Source organism: Bacillus sp. TCT6, assembly GCF_056033845.1.
Genome location: NZ_JBVYHX010000001.1, coordinates 1,769,215 through 1,789,841, shown reverse-complemented (window position 1 = coordinate 1,789,841; position 20,627 = coordinate 1,769,215). Strand labels below are relative to the sequence as shown.

22 protein-coding genes and 1 pseudogene are annotated in these 20,627 nt (G+C 34.6%); 9 read left to right on the top strand and 14 right to left on the bottom strand.

Features of this window, described 5'->3' with window-relative positions; translation table 11 throughout:
• Positions 1–77: 77 nt before the first annotated feature.
• The 4 genes and pseudogenes from AC0ONG_RS09160 to AC0ONG_RS09145 all read right to left on the bottom strand — a co-directional run.
• Positions 78–278, bottom strand: a pseudogene (locus tag AC0ONG_RS09160) (HNH endonuclease); the annotation flags it as partial.
• Positions 260–433 (bottom strand): hypothetical protein, encoded by a 174-nt coding sequence (locus AC0ONG_RS09155; protein ID WP_001012095.1) that lies wholly within the window; start codon positions 431–433, stop codon positions 260–262. The pseudogene AC0ONG_RS09160 and the gene AC0ONG_RS09155, both read right to left, overlap by 19 nt.
• A 31-nt stretch (positions 434–464) precedes the next feature.
• Complete coding sequence (locus AC0ONG_RS09150) at positions 465–728, bottom strand: hypothetical protein (protein ID WP_000478848.1); 264 nt, start codon at positions 726–728, stop codon at positions 465–467.
• A 198-nt stretch (positions 729–926) separates the two neighbouring features.
• Entirely contained in the window at positions 927–1,202 is a 276-nt protein-coding gene (locus tag AC0ONG_RS09145; protein WP_000427801.1) for a stage V sporulation protein S, read from the bottom strand.
• Positions 1,203–1,814: 612 nt separating this feature from the next.
• Between AC0ONG_RS09145 and AC0ONG_RS09140 the strand changes: the two genes are divergently transcribed.
• The gene (locus tag AC0ONG_RS09140; protein ID WP_000536156.1) at positions 1,815–2,363 is read left to right on the top strand and encodes a hypothetical protein; all 549 of its coding nucleotides are present in this window, start codon (positions 1,815–1,817) and stop codon (positions 2,361–2,363) included.
• A gap of 155 nt (positions 2,364–2,518) precedes the next feature.
• Here the strand turns inward: AC0ONG_RS09140 and AC0ONG_RS09135 are convergent, their stop codons facing one another.
• Complete coding sequence (locus tag AC0ONG_RS09135; RefSeq protein ID WP_001238696.1) at positions 2,519–4,120, bottom strand: esterase/lipase family protein; 1,602 nt, start codon at positions 4,118–4,120, stop codon at positions 2,519–2,521.
• A 553-nt stretch (positions 4,121–4,673) separates the two neighbouring features.
• On the opposite strand from AC0ONG_RS09135, the gene AC0ONG_RS09130 reads away from it, so the two are divergent.
• Positions 4,674–5,513 carry an arylamine N-acetyltransferase family protein gene (locus AC0ONG_RS09130; RefSeq protein WP_000988895.1) on the top strand — a complete coding sequence of 280 codons (840 nt, stop codon included), beginning with the start codon at positions 4,674–4,676 and terminating at the stop codon, positions 5,511–5,513.
• 96 nt (positions 5,514–5,609) lie between these two features.
• On the opposite strand, the gene AC0ONG_RS09125 is transcribed toward AC0ONG_RS09130, so the two are convergent.
• Positions 5,610–5,819: a hypothetical protein gene (locus AC0ONG_RS09125; RefSeq protein ID WP_000824195.1), complete on the bottom strand. Its 210-nt coding sequence runs from the start codon at positions 5,817–5,819 to the stop codon at positions 5,610–5,612.
• A 218-nt stretch (positions 5,820–6,037) separates the two neighbouring features.
• Positions 6,038–6,190, bottom strand: a complete 153-nt coding sequence (gene exsG / locus AC0ONG_RS09120) for an exosporium protein ExsG (RefSeq protein WP_000395679.1) — start codon at positions 6,188–6,190, stop codon at positions 6,038–6,040.
• A 207-nt stretch (positions 6,191–6,397) separates the two neighbouring features.
• Here exsG and AC0ONG_RS09115 point away from each other — a divergent pair, with 207 nt between their 5' ends.
• The 7 genes from AC0ONG_RS09115 (at position 6,398) to AC0ONG_RS09085 (ending at position 13,868) form a co-directional block, all read left to right on the top strand.
• On the top strand, positions 6,398–7,342 hold the full coding sequence (locus tag AC0ONG_RS09115) for an excalibur calcium-binding domain-containing protein (RefSeq protein WP_044784199.1): 945 nt from the start codon (positions 6,398–6,400) through the stop codon (positions 7,340–7,342).
• Between the two features lie 215 nt (positions 7,343–7,557).
• Positions 7,558–8,265, top strand: a complete 708-nt coding sequence (ric, locus tag AC0ONG_RS09110; RefSeq protein ID WP_000683171.1) for an iron-sulfur cluster repair di-iron protein — start codon at positions 7,558–7,560, stop codon at positions 8,263–8,265.
• A 208-nt stretch (positions 8,266–8,473) separates the two neighbouring features.
• Positions 8,474–10,879, top strand: coding sequence for an NADPH-nitrite reductase large subunit (gene nirB, locus AC0ONG_RS09105; RefSeq protein WP_000746934.1), 2,406 nt, complete (start codon positions 8,474–8,476; stop codon positions 10,877–10,879).
• A gap of 15 nt (positions 10,880–10,894) precedes the next feature.
• On the top strand, positions 10,895–11,212 hold the full coding sequence (gene nirD / locus AC0ONG_RS09100; protein ID WP_000616697.1) for a nitrite reductase small subunit NirD: 318 nt from the start codon (positions 10,895–10,897) through the stop codon (positions 11,210–11,212).
• A gap of 58 nt (positions 11,213–11,270) precedes the next feature.
• Positions 11,271–12,695 carry a uroporphyrin-III C-methyltransferase gene (locus AC0ONG_RS09095; protein ID WP_001014927.1) on the top strand — a complete coding sequence of 475 codons (1,425 nt, stop codon included), beginning with the start codon at positions 11,271–11,273 and terminating at the stop codon, positions 12,693–12,695.
• On the top strand, positions 12,692–13,402 hold the full coding sequence (locus AC0ONG_RS09090) for a sirohydrochlorin chelatase (RefSeq protein ID WP_000676489.1): 711 nt from the start codon (positions 12,692–12,694) through the stop codon (positions 13,400–13,402). The genes AC0ONG_RS09095 and AC0ONG_RS09090 overlap by 4 nt, the downstream gene beginning before the upstream one ends.
• Positions 13,395–13,868 carry a precorrin-2 dehydrogenase gene (locus tag AC0ONG_RS09085; RefSeq protein WP_000282583.1) on the top strand — a complete coding sequence of 158 codons (474 nt, stop codon included), beginning with the start codon at positions 13,395–13,397 and terminating at the stop codon, positions 13,866–13,868. Before AC0ONG_RS09090 ends, AC0ONG_RS09085 begins: the two co-directional genes overlap by 8 nt.
• Positions 13,869–14,055: 187 nt before the next feature.
• On the opposite strand, the gene AC0ONG_RS09080 is transcribed toward AC0ONG_RS09085, so the two are convergent.
• From AC0ONG_RS09080 to AC0ONG_RS09050, 7 genes are all read right to left on the bottom strand, one after another.
• The gene (locus AC0ONG_RS09080) at positions 14,056–14,433 is read right to left on the bottom strand and encodes a hypothetical protein (protein ID WP_000043368.1); all 378 of its coding nucleotides are present in this window, start codon (positions 14,431–14,433) and stop codon (positions 14,056–14,058) included.
• A gap of 347 nt (positions 14,434–14,780) precedes the next feature.
• Positions 14,781–15,698, bottom strand: coding sequence for an AEC family transporter (locus AC0ONG_RS09075; protein WP_136997253.1), 918 nt, complete (start codon positions 15,696–15,698; stop codon positions 14,781–14,783).
• Positions 15,699–16,285: 587 nt separating this feature from the next.
• The gene (narK, locus tag AC0ONG_RS09070) at positions 16,286–17,455 is read right to left on the bottom strand and encodes a nitrate transporter NarK (protein WP_000678170.1); all 1,170 of its coding nucleotides are present in this window, start codon (positions 17,453–17,455) and stop codon (positions 16,286–16,288) included.
• An 80-nt stretch (positions 17,456–17,535) separates the two neighbouring features.
• Positions 17,536–17,769 (bottom strand): molybdopterin converting factor subunit 1, encoded by a 234-nt coding sequence (gene moaD, locus AC0ONG_RS09065; RefSeq protein ID WP_000573687.1) that lies wholly within the window; start codon positions 17,767–17,769, stop codon positions 17,536–17,538.
• Positions 17,766–18,236, bottom strand: a complete 471-nt coding sequence (locus tag AC0ONG_RS09060; RefSeq protein ID WP_000951544.1) for a molybdenum cofactor biosynthesis protein MoaE — start codon at positions 18,234–18,236, stop codon at positions 17,766–17,768. Before AC0ONG_RS09060 ends, moaD begins: the two co-directional genes overlap by 4 nt.
• A 44-nt stretch (positions 18,237–18,280) precedes the next feature.
• Positions 18,281–19,570 carry a molybdopterin molybdotransferase MoeA gene (locus tag AC0ONG_RS09055; RefSeq protein WP_136997251.1) on the bottom strand — a complete coding sequence of 430 codons (1,290 nt, stop codon included), beginning with the start codon at positions 19,568–19,570 and terminating at the stop codon, positions 18,281–18,283.
• Between the two features lie 42 nt (positions 19,571–19,612).
• A complete protein-coding gene (locus tag AC0ONG_RS09050; RefSeq protein ID WP_136997249.1) occupies positions 19,613–20,626 on the bottom strand; it encodes a molybdopterin-synthase adenylyltransferase MoeB in 1,014 nt (337 codons plus the stop codon).
• Position 20,627 lies beyond the last annotated feature (1 nt).

Below are 20,627 nucleotides of genomic sequence, written 5' to 3'. Positions count from 1 at the left end.
GAAATTTAAATTTCCATCACAATAATAGCTATGTTTAAGTATGAAACATTCTACCTTCACTATAGCTATGAATATTCTTATTTTAGAATTCCATAGTATCCAAATAGCTCTTTGAGAGATACCTCAATACCGAACTTCTTCAAAGAATCTTTTCTTTGTTCAAAGAGAAGTTCTAAAACTTTTTTCTTATCTTTGTCTCTTCCATAATGAATCAACCTATGACAGTTCGGACATATACTAACTATATTTCCAACAACATCTAAACTATTTTCAAAATCAATTCATTTATACGATTAATTGTGTAAGAATTATGATGTGTGATTTCTCCTAATTCCTTGTACTGCCTTACGCTTTTTTTCCATTTCACAATTACAACATTATTTTTTTGTAACTGTTTAAATTGCTCTTGTGTTTCAAAGTTTACAAAATTCATATCAATTCCCCTTTGTATGAAAATGAAATTTCTATAATAAAACTTTATAAGCTTTATATATCCATTCTTCATCTTTGTCTTCTTCCACATAAAAGATTTCTATTTTTATTTCCATACCATTTTCCATTAAAACGTGCGCTTCATATTTCCCATCTACATAACTAGCACAATCAATATTGTCTGCTACTATTTCTCTCCATTTATCAGGTAAACTATCATAAAAACGTTCAATGGCCGCTACTAAAACTAAATCTTCTAAATGAGCAGTTTTAAGGTTGTTTATTTTTAAAAACATCAAAAATGCCAAATCCCTTATATCACAAAGGATTTGGCATTTTTAAGTATTTAGAACACCTGCTAAATTTAAGGAGAAATTAACAGACATGCGTCCGGTATAATGCCGTGTCCACACCCAAGGATCGGTTACATAAAATAACGTATCTAACCTGGGAAGTCTATTAGTCTTTTCCCCTTATAGTAACACTCTCTTCTACTAAGACCTTTTCTTTCTAGGGCCTACAATTAATTTAATCGCTGTTCTCTCTTCATTATTAATAGAAATCTCTTGAAACGCTGGAACAAAAGCTAAGTCAATACCACTTGGAGCGACGAACCCTCTTGCAATCGCAATTGCTTTAATCGCTTGATTTATAGCTCCAGCCCCAATCGCTTGAATTTCCACATTACCACTTGTTCTTAGTACACCTGCTATTGCACCTGCGACTGAATTTGGGCTTGATTTTGAAGATACCTTTAATATATTTTCCATGTAAGTTGCTCCTTCTATTATTTAATCTCTCTTTCGTTACAATTTTAAATATTTTAGCGTATCTTTAATTACTATTCACACCAAAAACAAACGATGCTTCATATGTACATTTATTCTATTTTTTCTGACTTCTTCCTGCCCAGCTACACAAATAAAAACAAAAAATAAATAATCTAATATACATACGATTAAATATCATAGCTTCACCAAACGATAACATCCATACAGCAAAAGATAATATTGCTGTTTTGTCATACGAAATTAATATAGTAAAGTGAAACTTTACTCAGTGGGGGGTTTTGTTCATCCCCACCTAACTTCTTTGCTTTCGCTGAATTTTGAGGTGGGAGTCTTACTGCTCGGAAAATAGCGGGATAAACGTTTCCTCGTTACTTCAATCCATTTAGAAATCCCATTCATTTTTCTATCAAATTCTGAACCTTATCATCTTCAAAAAGTGTTAAAGGTAATACCCCAATACTACATTTCATCATTTGACCACTTTATATTCCAAATCTATCTCCTTTTATAGTACAAGCATACACGCCAATTGTGATTCATTTTCATAAACTATTATGTGTTTTACATTTATTAAGAATAGGAGGTAATATATTGGGTTCATACTATCATTCTTCAAACTCGTATAAAAAATGCTCATGCAAATCTTCTTCCAGTTCAAATAAAAAATGTTCATGTGACCATTCACATAAACGAAGCTGTCCTGCATACGGAACTTTTTGGCAAACTGAATTTATAACTGTTCCTTTTGGCAACCCTTTTCCATTTAATCACGTTGGACCTTTAGCAGGAGGCGTTTCCTTACTAAACCCTACTACTATACAATTTAGACAAGCTGGTGATTATAGAGTTTCGTTCATTTCCAGTATTAATACTACTTTAAATCCTGTATTTCCACATATCCCAGTCATAACTATATTTTTAAATAACAATCCACTTGCTAATAGTCAAGGTGACTTCGCTATTCAAATGAATACTTCATCAAATAACGAATGTCTTCAACTCGTTGGCGAAACGATTGTTACAGTGCCAGCTAATTCAACTCTTCAACTTAGAAATAATAGTGGCTTTAATCGTCAAAGTATTGTAACTTGTGACAATGGTATAAATTCAGTTGAATTAACAGTTACAAAACTAAGTTAATATTATTTCTTCACATTCAGATGCTATTTCAGCATCTTTTTTTATTGAATAACAGTTTTCTTCGACTTTTATTATCTCTCATCACGCAAAAAAAGTGCAGAATTCTTTCTAACACAAGATTTCTGCACTTTTATATTATGCTTATTTATTCTTCCTTATTTCTCTACATAAACCGACTTAACAATCGTACGATTATATGGTTTTCCTTCTTTATTCATCCCTTTTATATCCATCGTAACGTTATATACTCCCGGTTGTTTTATATCTTTCAAAGCACCTGTAAATGTATTCGTATTAACATTTTGTAATTCATTAAATTCAGAGACTAACTTACCTTCTTTATTAACGACTCTTACTGTTATGGAAAGATCCCCTTTCATTTCAGGTGCCATTGGTGATTTTTTCAGTTTATACTCAGGTTTATTTACTTTAACTTTTGTAGGTATTTGAAGAACAAATGGTGCGTCATTCTTGTAATCGCTTACAACTAAATATGCATCTTTCGACTGCTTCGCCATCATTTTGATTTTCCATTCGCCTACTTCCAATTTATCAAACTTAAATGTTCTAATTGTCGCCCCATTAAAGAAAGATTCGCCTTCACCAGTAGTTATAGCGCTATCTTTATTTGCATATATTTTTCCTTTTGGAGATACCATTTGTACTTCTACATCAGAAGAAGCAGTTAGTACAGAAACGATTCCTTCCGCTTTTTTATCAACTGTAACGGTTTGCTCTATCCACTGATTTTGTGGTAATTCGCCTCCTAAAATATTTTGATTTGAAGTTGTATTTAATTGTTCTAGATCTTCATTTGAACTAGTGCTGGATGCTACTAAAGCTGGTAATTCCACATTTGTCGTACGTAAATATGGTTCGATTCGTGTAAAAACAGCTGATCCTTTTCTTATATTGTCATGATCAAATCTGGAATCTGTAAATAAATGTGTACCGTACGATAGCTTCGCACTCCATTCATTTACTAGTCCATCATTTGAACCGTACGATGATAAATATAACCCGCCCATAGATAATGCAGAAAATGTTGGCCCCCAGCTAGTCCCAGTAGCCGTATAGTAACGGTTTAATTTAGCTGCTGGGTTATTATCTATTGTTGAACGAAACTTTGCCATTTCACCTATTTGTAACGAGTACGTACCATCATCTTTTTGACCTAATATAGAAGCTAGCCACCCTGCCCACCAACTATATGACAAATCTGCTAAATTTGAGCCGTGATGCGGTGTAGCAAGTGTAATAACATTTCCAACAAATCGATTCGCATCATATTCAACTAATGCGGCTTGTGTATCAATACCACCTTTACTATGCGCTACAATATTAACTTTTTTACCGAAATGATTATATATTTCTTCAAGTTTTTGTGCTAACAGTTTTCCGTTATCCCACTGACTAGCCGAACCTTTCCCCGCAGCATCATATAATTGTATAAACACTGTTTGATAGCCTGCTTTCAAAGCATAATCATACATATCATTTATATCATGATATACTGTCTTTCCATACCAACTATCCGCATTACCATTTCTTCCTTGTACAAAGAGAATTGGTGGTTTATTCTCATCATAATTAGCAGGTTTTTGGCCTAAAAACCATTCCCCAGGTGTAAATACTTCTGTGTCAGGAAACCCCTTTCCAAGCTCTTTTACAACTTCTGCCTGTACATTTGTGCTAATCGTTGGAGCCATGATAAAAAATACAATTAGTAAGGCCACACATCTTCTCATCAGTCTCATATTACTCCCCCTATTTTTTTGAAAGAAGGTGTTCTTTATAATATTTTATATTTTCCCTTCCTTAATAATAGCTAATCTTTAATTTTAAAAAGATGTTAGCCCTATTTTTAGAAGGTTACTAGTTGTGTACCCTCTTCCTTAACTCTCGTTATTCTCTTTGTTTCTACCTCTTCCTTTTGATAGAATACGACAAAAAAGTTTCTCAATAATTGTTAACTTCGCTACATCCAGATATTTTTTAAATCATTATTGTTTATATAAAGCATACAAATCTTGAAAAAATTTTAGTAAAAAAACATTTTATTACTAGTTAGTTATTTAAAAACATAATAAAGATATGTACTTTCTTTTCATTAAATACAAAATAATTTTAAAGGGCCCTATATTGTAAGGCTTTCCTACAATTAAAAATCAAACTGAAATTTCCGAATAAACAATCATATTTCCAGAAACATATATTATGATAATTTCCGCGCACTTGAATTAACCTTGTAGAAGTACTAACCTATCGGTGAGCAGAAGAAAATTCTGTAAAAAGAAAGGAGAATACTTTATGATGACCAATTTACAAAAGGAGTTTTTTGAACGCTTAAAAATTCCTGCAAAAGAAATAACATTTGATGATTTAGATGAAATCTTATTAAAAATGGGAATGATTCTCCCCTATGAAAATCTTGATATTATGGCTGGTACTATTAAAAATATCTCAAAAGATAACTTAATAGAAAAGTTACTTATTCAAAAACGAGGTGGACTTTGTTATGAATTAAACTCCTTATTGTATTATTTTTTAATTGATTGTGGGTTTCAAGTATACAAAGTAGCCGGTACTGTTTATGATCTTTACGATAATAAATGGAAGCCCGATGATGGTCATGTCATTATCATATTAAGTCATGAGAATAAAGATTATGTTGTGGATGCAGGTTTTGCATCTCATCTCCCTTTACATCCAGTCCCTTTTAAAGGAGAAGCCATCTCCTCTCAAACAGGAGAATATCGAATTCGTAAACGAAATACTCGAAAAGGTACGCATATTTTAGAAATGAGAAAAGGAGCTAACGGAGAATCTACAAGTTTCTTACAATCTGAACCTTCAAATGAATGGAAAATAGGTTATGCTTTCACTTTAGATCCAATAGATGAGAAAAAAGTGAATAACATTCAAAAAGTGATTGTAGAGCATAAAGAATCTCCTTTTAATAAAGGAGCTATCACTTGTAAATTAACTACTTATGGTCACATATCGTTAACAAATAAAAATTACACAGAAACCTTTAAAGGCACCAAAAATAAACGACCAATAGAATCTAAAGATTATGCTCGCATTCTTCGTGAATCTTTTGGAATAACGCAAGAGAAATATGTAGGAAAAACACTAGAAAGAGGTTAGTTGACTAGAAGTATTTCATAATAAAGCAGATTCTATATTTAGAATCTGCTTTATTTTATATTTTGTTATAAATTAATTTAATTTTGTTGTTACCCTTTAATTTTCAATTATATACTCATCATCATATTTATCGTATTGTAACCCTTTCCCTATCTTTGATTCTGTAACTTGATCTCTTAAAAACGGTGCAGCACCCATTTTGCTAGTTGCAATTTCAATTCCATATTTTTTCGTTAAATGAGCTAACTCTATTAAAAACCACTCTCTTCGCAATGTAACTGGAATATCAAATGTTTTTCTTTTCATATATAATAGCACCTCTTTTATTTTCATAGCTTAAAAACATCACTGGATGCACTTATTAAAACTACCTTCCACCCCTAACATCCAATGAAACATTATAGTATATGCATGTCCATTTCAAACGTGCTATCACAAATATGATATTAAAGTTTACATAATTATATTATGTAATAATAGAAGAGAAAGGCATGTCCCTTCCTCTTCTATTATAGATATTTAAATTAAGAACATCTTGGTACACCTAAAGCTAAAAATAAACCTGCTACTCCCGCAGTAATCGGTACTTTTAACGTAATAACATCGTCTACCTTCGTTACTAAAAAGTAAGCATTACCTTCTTGTAATATACAAGTTACCAACAATTGAAATTCCATTCAAATCTCCTCCTTTCAATCGATATACTATAATTTATGAAATCTCTTTCAAAAAGTAATAGTAAATATATCTATTTTCCCTTATATGCAAATAAATGTTTATAAGTCTAGTAAAAATATTAATTTTCTAAATTTATATAAAACGTGTAATATCCAATAAGTTCCTATATAATCAATAAGAAAAATCTTACAAATGGAGGTATGAAAATGGCGATTTTGAGTAATATTGGTGCAGCTTTATTTTTTATTGCTTTTATTCTTTTAATCTTATGTATCATTTCATTCTTTAAAAAAAATGGAAAAGCAAAACAATATGGACGTCCTACCGTTATTCTTTTTATGATTTCAATTATATTAATAGTGACTGGTACAACAAAATCTGAACACCCAGTCATCGAATTTTTTGCTATTTTAAGTTTCATTCTATTTATATTCTTCCTTGTACTTGCAATATTATCTGTTATTAAGAAAACAGGTGTAGCAAAAAAACAATTTATTATTACAGCCGTATTATTTGTCATTTTTGTTGCGCTATTAGGTATTTCAGCTCCTTCTTCTGAAAAAACGACAGCAACTAGTACAAAAGTTGCCTCTAACAATGAAGAACAAAAAGATAGCGAAAAGAAAAAAGAACTAGAAAAGAAAGAGGCTGACGAAAAAACTCAAAAGCAAGAAGATGAGAAGCGTCAAGCCGAGGAACAAGCTCGTAAGCAAGAAGATGAAAAACGTCTAGCCGAGGAACAAGCTCGTAAGCAAGAAGATGAAAAACGTCTAGCCGAGGAACAAGCTCGTAAGCAAGAGGATGAAGAACGTCTAGCTGATGAACAGGCTCGTAAACAACAAGAAGAACAAAAACGTCAGGCTGATGAACAAGCTCGTAAGCAACAAGAAGAACAAAAACGTCAGGCTGATGAACAAGCTCGTAAGCAACAAGAAGAACAAAAACGTCAGGCTGATGAACAAGCTCGTAAGCAACAAGAAGAGCAAAAAGCACAGCAAACTCAAACACAACCTACCTCAGGAAATACTAGTAGTGCATATTACAAAAATTGTGATGCAGTTAGAGCTGCGGGGAAAGCTCCTCTATATAAAGATCAACCAGGATATAGTCGTAAACTAGATAGAGACGGCGATGGAGTTGCATGCGAATAATAGTAATAAAAAAGAAGCTTAGTAAAAGCTTCTTTTTTTACTGTAATGCCTTACATTTAATATCCCTTTCTCTTATTTAGATGTGTTCTTAAATAAATTTCATACTATTATTCTCAAAAATGACACATAATAAGTGATTTCAATCACCACATTGATTTTCATTTATCGCTATTCTTAATTTAGTAATTACATTCAAACTTTATGGAGGCGTTCATATGAAACATACATTTACTGAAACTTCTATTGTCGGTGAGATCGTTACACAATTCCCGAAAGCTAGTGATCTTTTTAAATCATATAGAATAGATTTTTGTTGTGGTGGCAATAAACCGCTTATTGATGCAATTCATGAAAGAAATTTATCAGCTACTGAAGTGCTTACAGAGTTAAATACGCTTTATAATAATATGAAACGATTAAATGAATCTGAAATTGATTGGAAAAATGCTTCTTATCGCGAATTGATTGATTATGTTATAAATAAGCATCATCGCTATTTAAATGAAGAGTTGCCACAATTAAGTCCGTATGTGACAAAAGTATTACGTGTTCATGGGGCAAGTCAGCCTCATTTAGCTCAAATTCATAAGCTATTTCATGAACTAAAGATGGAACTAGAACAACATTTAATTAAAGAAGAAACAGAAGATTTTCCATTAATTTTAGAATTTGAACAAAATCCAACTGAAGAAAACTATGTGAAGTTACGTAAAGTAGTAGATGAGTTGGAAAATGAACATAACCACGCAGGCAACATTATTAAAGAGCTTCGTAAAGTTACAAATGACTTTACTCCTCCAGAAGGAGCTTGCGGCACTTATCGACTTGTTTACCAACGCCTTGAAGCACTAGAGTCTGATTTATTTGAGCATATTCATTTAGAAAATAACATTTTATTTCCACGTGCAATTACGAGAGTGTAAATTAAGTGCAGGACATGAGTGTAAATACTTATGTCCTGTTTTTTCATTTGGTAAAGAATATACACATCCCTCTCGAATAAGTCCGAATTTTAACAATTTGTGAATCATTGTAAAAATGTGATAAATATCACATCTCCCTCTTTTTAAATTTTCTATAATAGAAATATAATCCTTTGTTCAACACTTCACATAAAAAGGGGAAACGAAAATGAAAAAACGTTTAGTTATGATCGGAAATGGTATGGCTGGCATACGTTGTATGGAAGAAATATTAAAACATGATAGTGATTCATATGAGATTACTATTTTTGGAGATGAACCACATCCAAACTACAATCGCATTATGCTCTCTCATGTTTTACAAGGCAAAACAAATATGCAAGATATCATTATGAATGAATATAGTTGGTATGAGGAAAATGAAATAACTTTGTATACAGATGAAAGGGTTCAAAGTATTAACCGAGAAGAAAAAATAATTATCACAGAAAAAAATCGTACTCTTACATATGACAAACTAATTATCGCAACAGGTTCTAGTGCTTTTATTTTGCCCGTTGAAGGTTCTACTCTTCCTGGCGTAACAGGATTTCGAACTATTGAAGATACACAATTTATGATTGATACCGCTAATGAAAAGAAAAAGGCTGTTGTCATTGGTGGTGGATTACTTGGCTTAGAAGCTGCAAGAGGTCTTATTGATTTAGGAATGGACGTATATGTCGTTCATTTAATGCCAAGCTTAATGGAGCAACAACTAGATGCCAAAGCAGCTTCTCTATTACGCGAAGATTTAGAAGCGCAAGGCATGCAATTTCTAATGGAAAAGAAAACTGTAAAAATTCTTGGTACAGACCATGTTGAGGGCATTCAATTTGAAGATGGTGAAGTTGTAGATTGTGATTTAATCGTAATGGCTGTCGGAATACGCCCAAATACGCAAATAGCAAAAGATGCTGGTTTAATTGTAAATCGCGGTATTGTAGTCAATGACTATATGCTAACAAATGATGAATCCATTTATGCAGTTGGAGAATGTGCAGAACATGACGGTATCGCATATGGACTTGTTGCTCCTCTTTATGAACAAGGTGCGATATTAGCAAAACATATAACGAATTTACAAACTGATGGATATACGGGCAGTATCGTCGGTACGCAATTAAAAGTTGCAGGTTGTGATTTATTCTCTGCTGGCCAAATTTATGAAGATGACCAAACGAAAGCAATATCCATCTTTGATGAATGTAAACGTTCCTATAAAAAAGTATTAATTCGTGACAATAAAGTCGTCGGTATCGTTTTATATGGTGACACAGCTGACGGTACACGCCTCTTTAGCATGTTAAAGAAAGAAGAGGATATACAAGAATATACAACCGCTTCCCTTCTCCACAAAGCTGGTGAAGAAAGTGTACTTGACGTTGCTACAATGAGTGCGGATGACACGATTTGCGGATGTAATGGTGTTACGAAAGGTACAATCGTTCACGCCATTTTAGAACAAGAGTTAACGACTTTTGAAGAAGTTAAGGGCTGTACGAAAGCCGCAGGTTCTTGTGGTAAATGCCGTCCGCTTGTGGAACAAGTTTTATCTCATACACTTGGAGATGCTTTTGATGCCTCAGCGCAATCTGCCGGTATGTGTGGATGTACAACTTTATCCCGTGATGAAGTCGTAGCGGCCATTCACGAGAAAGGCTTAAAATCTCCAAAAGAAGTACGAAATGTTCTTGGTTTTATACATGAAGAAGGCTGTTCAAAATGTCGTCCTGCTTTAAACTACTATTTACGTATGGCGATTCCAGAAGAATATGAAGATGATAAATCGTCCCGTTTCGTTAATGAAAGAATGAATGGTAACATCCAGCACGATGGTACATTCTCTGTTATTCCACGCATGTACGGAGGCGTTACAACAGCTGATGATTTAATGAAAATTGCTGAAGTTGCGAAAAAGTACGATGTTCCTCTTGTGAAAATTACAGGTGCAAGCCGAATCGGCTTATATGGTGTTAAGAAGCAAGATTTACCTAACGTATGGGCTGACTTACATATGACTTCGGGATATGCATATTCAAAATCGCTTCGTAATGTAAAATCATGTGTTGGTTCTCGCTTCTGCCGTTTCGGTACGAAAGATTCATTAGGACTTGGTATGTTGCTTGAACAATCATTAGAAATGGTAGATACACCTCATAAAATGAAGATGGGTGTAACGGGCTGTCCGCGTAACTGTGCGGAAGTACTGACGAAAGATTTTGGCGTTGTTTGTGTCGAAAATGGATACCAACTTTATATTGGCGGAAATGGTGGTACGGAAGTACGCGAAGCTGATTTTGTAATGATTGTCCCTACTGAAGATGATGTCCTTCGCATCGCTACAGCTTATATGCAATATTATCGTGAAACTGGTATTTATGGAGAGCGTACTGCCTACTGGACAGAACGTTTAGGCTTCGATCACATAAAAGAAATACTGCAAGATGCAAATATGGTCACTAAGTTAAATGAACGTTTCCAAAAAGCTCGTGGCACATATAAAGAAGCATGGGGACAAGCACTAGAAACGAAATCATTAAAAGCGATGTATGAAGTAGAAACTGTGAAATAAGGAGCTGTGATCTATATGATACAAACGAAAGAAAAAATAAAAGTTATGCGTGCGGAAGACCTTCCTATTCAAATCGGTAAAGAGGTGCAAATGAATGGTATGTCTATCGCCCTATTCCGCCTTTCAAATGGAGATATTCGAGCTGTAGAAAATCGTTGTCCTCATAAAAACGGACCGTTAGCAGAAGGAATTGTATCTGGAGAATTCGTCTTTTGTCCACTGCATGATTGGAAAATTTCATTACTAACAGGTGAAGTGCAAAAACCTGATGACGGCTGTATCCAAACATACGAAGTAGAAGTTATTGATGGTGACATTTATATAAACATGTAATTTACGAAAGGAAGCCTCCTCTGGCTTCCTTTTACATAAAAATAGAAGAGGTGCGATTATGAACGGATATGTATATTTAGTTGGTGCAGGACCAGGTGATGAAGGGCTTATTACAAAGAAAGCGATAGATTGTTTAAAGCGTGCAGATATCGTTTTATATGACCGTTTATTAAACCCTTTCTTTCTTAGTTATACAAAAGAAACATGTGAACTTATGTATTGCGGCAAAATGCCAAAGAATCATATTATGCGACAAGAAATGATTAACGCCCACCTCCTTCAATTCGCACAAGAAGGAAAAATCGTTGTCCGATTAAAGGGCGGAGATCCATCTATTTTTGGCCGCGTTGGTGAAGAAGCAGAAACTTTAGCAGCAGCGAACGTTCCATATGAAATCGTACCAGGTATTACATCTAGCATCGCCGCTAGTAGCTATGCAGGTATCCCCCTCACCCACCGTAACTACAGTAATAGCATCACTTTATTAACTGGGCATGCAAAAGGCCCTTTAACCGATCATGGAAAATATAATTCATCCTATAATAGCGACACGATCGCCTACTACATGGGTATAAAAAACTTACCTACAATTTGTGAAAACTTACTACAAGCAGGAAAGAAAAAAGATACACCAGTAGCCGTCATTGAATGGGGTACAACTGGTAAACAACGTGTAGTCACAGGGACACTGTCCACCATTGTTTCTATCGTCAAAGACGAAAATATTTCTAACCCTTCTATGACAATTGTTGGTGATGTTGTTACTTTACGGAATCAAATTGCTTGGAAAGAACGTAAACCATTGCACGGCAAGAAAGTTTTACTTGCATCTGCAACAAATAAAAAAAGCGCAATAAAGCAAATGTTACAAGAGTCCGGTGCAGAAATATATCAAATTCCAATTTTCCAAAAGAAAGAATACACATTAACCTCTGAACAAATTAATAAGATTTTTAACGTTGATCGTCTTGTATTTTGTTCCGCTGAGAGTGTAGACATCTTAGTGCAATCATGTAGTAAATATCATAAAGATATTCGCTCCTTACAGGCAGAGCTTCAGTATATGAACCTTTCTATTCAAGAAAAGCTTATGCAATATGGATTGTTAAGTAAACCTGCGCAATTTTCTTCGAATTCAACGATTTATTTAGGACGAAACATTAACCGAATTGCTGTTATTCAAGAAAAAATTGGTGCTGGTTCCTATATGATGACTCATGAGTACACAATTGATCATCGCTTCGATGAAATTCATTCCCGTATGCTTTCTGAATTCTCATGGGACAGCATTGTATTTGAAGGTCGTGCTTCTATTGATACGTTTCTAGCAGAAATAAAACGCCTAGGCTTTATCAATATTCTTACTCTCCCATTCTCGTATACCGACGTTCCAACTTTACACTATGCGAATAAAGTCGGTTTTCATAATGTAGATGAGCAATTACAAGACATGATTATGAAGAAAGATTTGGTGGTACGATGAAAGGAATTGTATATGTTGGACACGGGAGCCGCTTACAAAAAGGTAACGAACAATTCATTCACTTTATTCAATCTGTTATAAAAGAACGTAACGAACGGATTCAAAAAATAGCTTTCCTAGAACTAACGACACCTACCATTTCGGATGCAGTTACAGAAGCAATACTAGAGGGTGCAACTGCAATAATGATTGTACCTGTTTTATTATTTGCAGCAGCTCACTATAAACGTGATATTCCTTTTGAGATAGAGAAAATACAAAAGCAATATCCACATATAACATTTTCAGTTGTACAACCTTTTAGTACACATCCACATATGGTTGAACTTGTAGTAAAAAGAATACGTGAAACTATGCCAATGCAAGGTAGTAGTGTTTTACTCGTAGGGAGAGGCAGTAGTGATCCACAGCCGTTACATGAATTACAACAAATCGGAGCAGTCGTCGAACGAAAACTCAGTATGCCAGTATCGTGCTCCTTTTTAACGAAAGGAACTCCCTCTTTTACTGCTGAGCTCAAGGCTATAACATCGACTTCATCCCATGTATATGTCATGCCGTACCTTCTCTTTACCGGATTATTACTTCAAAAAATTAAATTGCATGCAAAAAAATACGATCACGTTACAACTTGTAACTGTCTTCAGTTTGATAGATACATGAAGTTAACATTATTAGAACGAATGGAGGAATGCATATATGTATAACATGTACCCTCTTATGTTTAATTTAAATAAAAAAGTGGTCGTTATAGTTGGTGGTGGTAAAATCGCATATCGAAAAGCGTCCGGATTAAAGGATACAGGCGCTTTTGTCACCGTTATCAGCCCAGAAATTTGCGAGGAAATGAAGGAACTTCCTTATATTACTTGGAAGCAAAAAGCTTTTAGTAATAATGATATTAAAGATGCTCATCTTATTTATGCAGCTACAAATCAACATGCTGTAAATATGATGGTCAAACAGGCCGCCCATGATTTCCAGTGGGTTAACGTCGTAAGTGATGGTACAAAATCATCGTTTCACACACCTGGTGTCATCCGACATGATGAATATGTTGTCACTATTTCAACTTCAGGTAAAGATCCATCGTTTACGAAGCATTTGAAGCAGGAACTAACATCTATATTTCCTAAACTTATAAACAAGCTTTCTCGTACTCATAAAATGTAATCTATCACTTAGCTAAAATAGTAATTAACTTTGAACAAACGTTTTTTAGAGGCGTTTGTTCCTTTTGCTTTAGTTTCGCTTTTTAGGATCAGACAAACAATTGGACAAGAATCTGTGAAGAAAAATAGCGGCAACAATTACGGACAAAAAAAGCAGTTGCTTGAGAGCAACTGCTTCAATACAGGTTTTATATTGGATATTCATTCAACCAAATTAGCGCTTGTTCATAATCATCAAAAAATCTCACAGATTCTTTCGTATTAGATTGTTGTAAATAATCCATTATCTCCCCCTCTTCAAGGAGAAATGCAATTGCCTTACTGTTATTCAAAATGATTTCATTGAAGAACTTCTCTTTCCATACTTTTTGAACAGAAAAATGATTTGGCGTGTATCCTTTTCTATCCACCAACAATTTGTATTTCCGCCCTTCAGAAATGAATTGCTGACAAACCTGCTCAAAACCATTAAACCATTCATACACATCATCTGTTTTTATATTTCCAACTAGATGGGTAACAATTATATCTCCTGAAACTGTTGTGCTGATATTCTGTTTACTCAACTTGGAATCCCTCCTTAGTTACAATTTTGCGGAAAAACCGCATAAAATCAATAAAGAAAAAATTCTTACTTGACACTCCCACCCCATCGCTATCAAACTAAGCTCATGTAACGTCAATTATAAGCGAAATTGTGTCTTTTTTCGCAAGTCTATATGTAGATGCTTTAAAGATTTGCATCCGAAATAACCCCTAATGCGTTTCCTTTTTTTGAATTAAACTGCTTGATTATCAGACATGGTACAATTGTAAACGACACCCAATATATCTAAGACTGTTTTCTTCTCATATCGATGGGATTTCCGTCCATCATTTACCGCCTCAAATCTATTCGTTTTTGCACGTATATTCAAAACAAAATATATGACAAATAAATAACGACAGTTACTGTAACAATGCTGAAAAGTGTTGAAAATAAAACGATTTGTGCATGTAGTTCAGGCTCTATTTGATACTCCATAGCAATGGTTGATGTATTTCTTGAAGTAGGAAAAGAACCTGCAATAAATAATGATTGTGCAACAATACCATCAATGTTTAGTAGATAGATCATGGCAAGTGCTAATAATGGTCCTATCAGTAACCTTCCAATTAAAGCCCATGTTATGACTCGATGGAAAAAATTAAGCTTAATGTTAGATAATTGCGCTCCTAGCAATATGATTGCTATTGCAACAAAACTATTCGCAAGCTGATTAAGAGGTAGAAAGATAGAATTAGGTATTTGAATTTTAAAAGATTGAAAGAGAACCCCTAATACAAGCGCATGAAGTACAGGCAGTCTTAGAAATGATTGAATAATACTTCCGATTGTTTTTGTTGCTGATAGTAAGTTATATATCCCATATGAATAAGTTAAAAGATTCTGGAAAATCACAATAAAAATTTGAATGGAAACCCCCACTGGATTGTGACTAAAAATCAATTGACTTACTGGTAATCCATAATTACCGGAATTCATTAACGAAATACTATTTTTTAGAGCTGCACTTTCTCCTTTTTCTAACTTTAATGTTTTTGAAATGAAATGACTTACTATGATCAGACTCAAACTATAAAGCATTAAATAGTATGTTATCTGGAGCAACAAACCTGTCTCTATACTAATATCATATATATTCATAAATACAGCCGCTGGCATCAAGCAATAAGTAATAAGTGTAGATAGCTGCTTTAAGTTAAATTGGAACTTCCTTTGTAAAATTGCACCAATTAGCAGCAATATTAATATTGGTAATATTACGTCTAATATAATAAAAATAATCATTTAAAACCTCATTCTACATATATTTTAGTTGGATTAAACGCTCTCTTTTCTTTAACATATCAAATATGACTCATAAAGAAAATTATAGATTATTTATACAAATTCATAACTTTATCTTATTGAACTAAACTGTATTCTTTAGTTTAAGTGTACTTTTTTCACAATATCCGTTAGCCTTACCAAAAAATCTTGCCCTAAAAAAATCTGATACTGCAGTTACTATGCGAAGAATACTTACATCAATTCCATACTTGTCGCTTGAGTCACCTAACACACCTGATACTTGTTTATCTTGAGTGGACTTATATTTTTTTCATCTAAACATCCCGATTCAATTAAATATTTGCATTCTAAAAATGAGTTCGATCTTTAGAATAGATTTAAGATTTCCTTAACTAATCTGCCCTTTAATTAAATAACTTTTGACATCTATATTTTAAAATAAAATTCCATCAACCTTCTGTTTTTCATTTTAAAAGCACATTCTTATAGAAAACAAGCGTTTGTTGAGATAGCAATAAAAACATGTTGAAGCCTATTACTAAAAGAACCATCCCAAAATACTTTGGGACGGTTCTTTTTCCTTATTAATGATTCTTTAACATCACTAACAATTTCTCTTGGCTATACATCCATACTGTAATGATTAAACAAGCAAGTGCGACTTCTGATAACGCCATAAATCCAATTGCATAATGACCTGTTAATTGGAATAGTAATGTTAAAATTAGTGGCGGGAAGAATCCTCCTAGTCCGCCTAAAGCTGAAACGAGCCCATTTACAATACCGGCTTGTTCTGAGAAGTACATTGGAACGAGTTTGAAGATTGTACCATTTCCAATCCCTGCACAAAATGCGACTAGTAGGCAACCAAATGTATACACGTTCATACTAGGCATAAATGATAAAATAATACCTGAAAGTGTTAAACCGATAAATACGAAGATTAATATTTTAAATGGATTAAACTTATCACCGAGCCAACCACCAATCGGGCGCATAATTGTTGCGAGTACAATGAATCCGGCTGTCCGCATACCTGCATCTACTTTTTCTAATCCGAAGTGAGATACTAAAAAGTTTGGTAAGTATACTGTAAATGCGACAAATGATCCGAATGTTAAAAAGTAAAAGATACATAAAAACCAAAGTTTTTCATTTTTATATACACCTTTTATTTGTTCCATTAATGGTGTATTCACCTTTTTCTCCTTACGATCACCTAATAAAAAGTTCATAAGTGCAAATGCTGCAAGTAAAACTAAATAACATTGTACTGTCGTTCTCCAACCAACTGAAGTTGCGATAACAGGTGCTAAAAACGAAGTGATTGCTGTTCCGGCGTTACCGACACCGTAAATACCATTTACAAAACCGTGGCTCTCTTTCGGAAAGTATTTTGGTAAAGAAGTTACCCCTACTGAGAATACAGCTCCACCAATTCCTACAAATAATCCACCAATAATTAAATCCATCATAGAATTGGCAACACTAATATAAAAGACAGGAAATAATAATAGAATAAAACTAATAAAGAATAATTTTCTTGCTCCGAAACGATTTGTCCAATAGCCAATTGGAATACGAAGAACAGAACCTAAAATAACCGGTACTGCTGTTACCATAGAAATTTGTCCCGCAGTTAATGGAATATCCGCTTTAATATAAGGCATTAATGATGATAAAATAACCCATACCATAAAACCGATAACTAGATTAGAAGTTTGTAAACTTAATTGAAAATTAGGACCTTTCATCCTGTTCCCTCCTATGTATGCATAGTTATATTCATTCCCTCCAGCCTAATCACGTCCTAACATGATTAGGCTGAAAAGAATCAACCACCACTTACTGGCGGAATCATTGCTATGACATCGCCAGTTTGAATGATATCATCCTCATTTGCATACTCTTCATTTATAGCGACCATTATCTCACTTGAAATTGCTACGTTGTATTTCGTAATAAGGACTTCCTTTAGTTCAGCAACCGTAATATTTTCACAACCTATGTGTAATGCTGACTTACTTACTTCTTCTTGTAAATGTGCAAATAATAGTACTTCAATCATATTCTCATCTCCTTTCCAGGCTCACCATTTGCATACGCTACCTTCTCTAACTGATCACCTATCCATGACTCACCATCTTTCCAAAACTCTTTCTTCCATATTGGAACAATTTGTTTTATACGCTCCATAATATATTCGTTCGCCTCATAGGCAGCTTTCCGGTGTGGTGTAGAAACAGCGACGACAACAGCAAGATCAGAAATTTGTAATGTACCAATGCGATGTGTAATGGCGACATTTGTCCCAGGCCACATCTCTCCTACTTCGGTGCCAATTCTCTTAAGCTGTTTCTCCGCCATTGACTTATATGCTACATACTCTAAATATAGCGTACGACGGCCTTTCGTAAATTCTCTAACAGTACCAATGAAAGTCGCAACTGCGCCACATTCACGACGAATTACTTTGTTTGTAACTTCTTCAATTGAAATAGGTGTATCAATTACTTCATAATACGTATGTGCCATCTTGCACCTCTTATCTTTGTATAAGTTAGCAATCTATTTTTCTATTATTTGTATGATCGAAGTGGTTCTTCCCACGGCCACTCACTTCCGGCGCTTGATTCTAATAACAGTACCGAGACAGTTATTCCTGCTTTAAATCCTCTCGTTCCTCCCGGCAGGACGATACATGCATTCGCCCCTGCAAGTGAAGAAATTGCACTAGATTTGTCTAAACCAACTGGTGTAGCTTGCAATGTTCCATCTACAATTTCCACTTTCCCTCGTACAAAACGAGTAAATGGGTTTGCTTTCAGAAAGCCTTTCTGTAATATTGCCTCTGTACGATATACGTGCGAATCTTTTCTATGCAAATATGTTCCAATGACTGGCCGAACATATAATTCACAACCGACATAACAAGCTGAAGGATTACCAGATAGACCAAATAATAGTTTTCCTTCTAGCTCAGCTACAGTTGTCACACTTCCTGGTCGCATCGCTATTTTGTTGAAAAGCACATTAGCTCGTAATTCCTCATAAATAGCAGGTAAATAGTCATAGTCTCCTACCGAAACGCCACCAGTTGTAATTAAAATATCGACTTCTTTTATCGCTTTTTTCACAGTGTTATAACACGTCTCAAAATCGTCAGCGAATTGTCCATAATACTGTACAACTCCGCCCGCTCGTTCAACTTGAGCAGCTATCATATAGGAGTTACTATTTCGAATCTTCCCTGGCTTTAATTGTTCATGTACTTCAAGCAGTTCGCTTCCTGTCGTTACAATTCCGATAACCGGCTGTTTTACAACGTAAACGGTACTATAACCAAACGTAGAAAGAAGCGCCACTACTCCAGGGTTAATAACAGTCCCTTTTTTCACAAGGATGGTATTTTGTTTTACATCTTCACCTTTAAAAGAAATGTTATCCCCAGCAATAAAGGAGCGTTTCAATTTCATATAAGTCTTTTCACTTTCTTCAAATCCTTCAGTTAGCTCTAACATAACAACTGCATTACATCCGGCTGGAATTGCGGCACCTGTCATAATACGGACAGTTTGAAATGGTTTCACTTCTTCTGGAAAAACAAAACCTGCTCCAATTTCGCCAATCACTTCAAACTGAATGGGGTTACTACTACTCGCTTCTTTTGTATCTTCTGCTCGAATCGCAAACCCGTCGTATGGAGAGCGATCAAAGTGAGGGACATCATGATCTGCAATAACATCTTCTCCAAGAATTCTTCCGTAACTTTCTATAAGAGAAACCTTTTCTATTTCACCTTGATGAGCGTATTTCATTACACGTGCCACTGCTTCTGCCACCGGAATTGGTATACGTTTTTCTAACATTCTTTTTCACCTCGTTTTAATAAGGGGCAACGCTCTTTCTGTTCATCCTATATATTTTGCGTATAATCGTTTTGCTATTTTCACATCATTTGTTCCATGAATAAATGCCCTACCGTCTGTAAATAAAACGAAACGATATTCATCAATTAGAAATGATAGTAAGTAAGGCGTTTTTTGGACATGTACACTTTTTTGTAATCGTGTTTGAATTTCGTTTAAATTAAGATCTCTCTTTATTCCTGAACGGATTTGAACTGTATTCCGTCCGCATAGCACTTCCGTTTTCATCTGCGCTTCAAATGCTAGACTTGGATACGTTCGTGATTTCCCACAAGATGGACATGTACTTTTTTTCTGTCTATTTACTTTTAATGAAAGATATTGATTGTTCCAAATATCAAATGATAACATCGTTCCTCTTAACGACTCATAATCATCCACCAATATTTTCATCGCCTCTGTTACTTGGTGAGCAACGACCATTTGTACAGCTGGCTGAATGATTCCGGCTGTATCGCATGTTGCACCGCCCATAGGATGATCCATTAGACAGCGAAAACATGGTGTTTTCCCAGGAAGAATTGTATACGTTACACCGTAACTTCCAATGCATCCACCATATATCCAAGGTATATTTTCTTTTTGTGAAATGTCATTTATAAGTAGGCGCGTATCGAAATTGTCAGTCGCATCTATGATGAGATCCACTTCTTTTGTTAACTCTTCTATTTCTTGCATTGTGACATCCGTTACAACTGGTACAATTTTTACTTCAGAATTAATCTTCCTTACATGTTCTGCCGCTGCAATTGCTTTCGGTTTGCATTGCTGCGCATCTTCTTCTATGTATAACTGTTGCCGCTGTAAATTACTCCATTCCACGTAGTCACGGTCAGCGATTGTCAATTTCCCAATTCCCATCCTAACGAGTGTTTCTGCATTCGCAGCTCCTAATGCACCTGCACCAATTAGGAGCACATGCTTTTCTCTTATTTTTCTTTGTCCTATTTCACCAATTCCAGAAAACAATATTTGCCTTGCATATCGCTCTTGCATA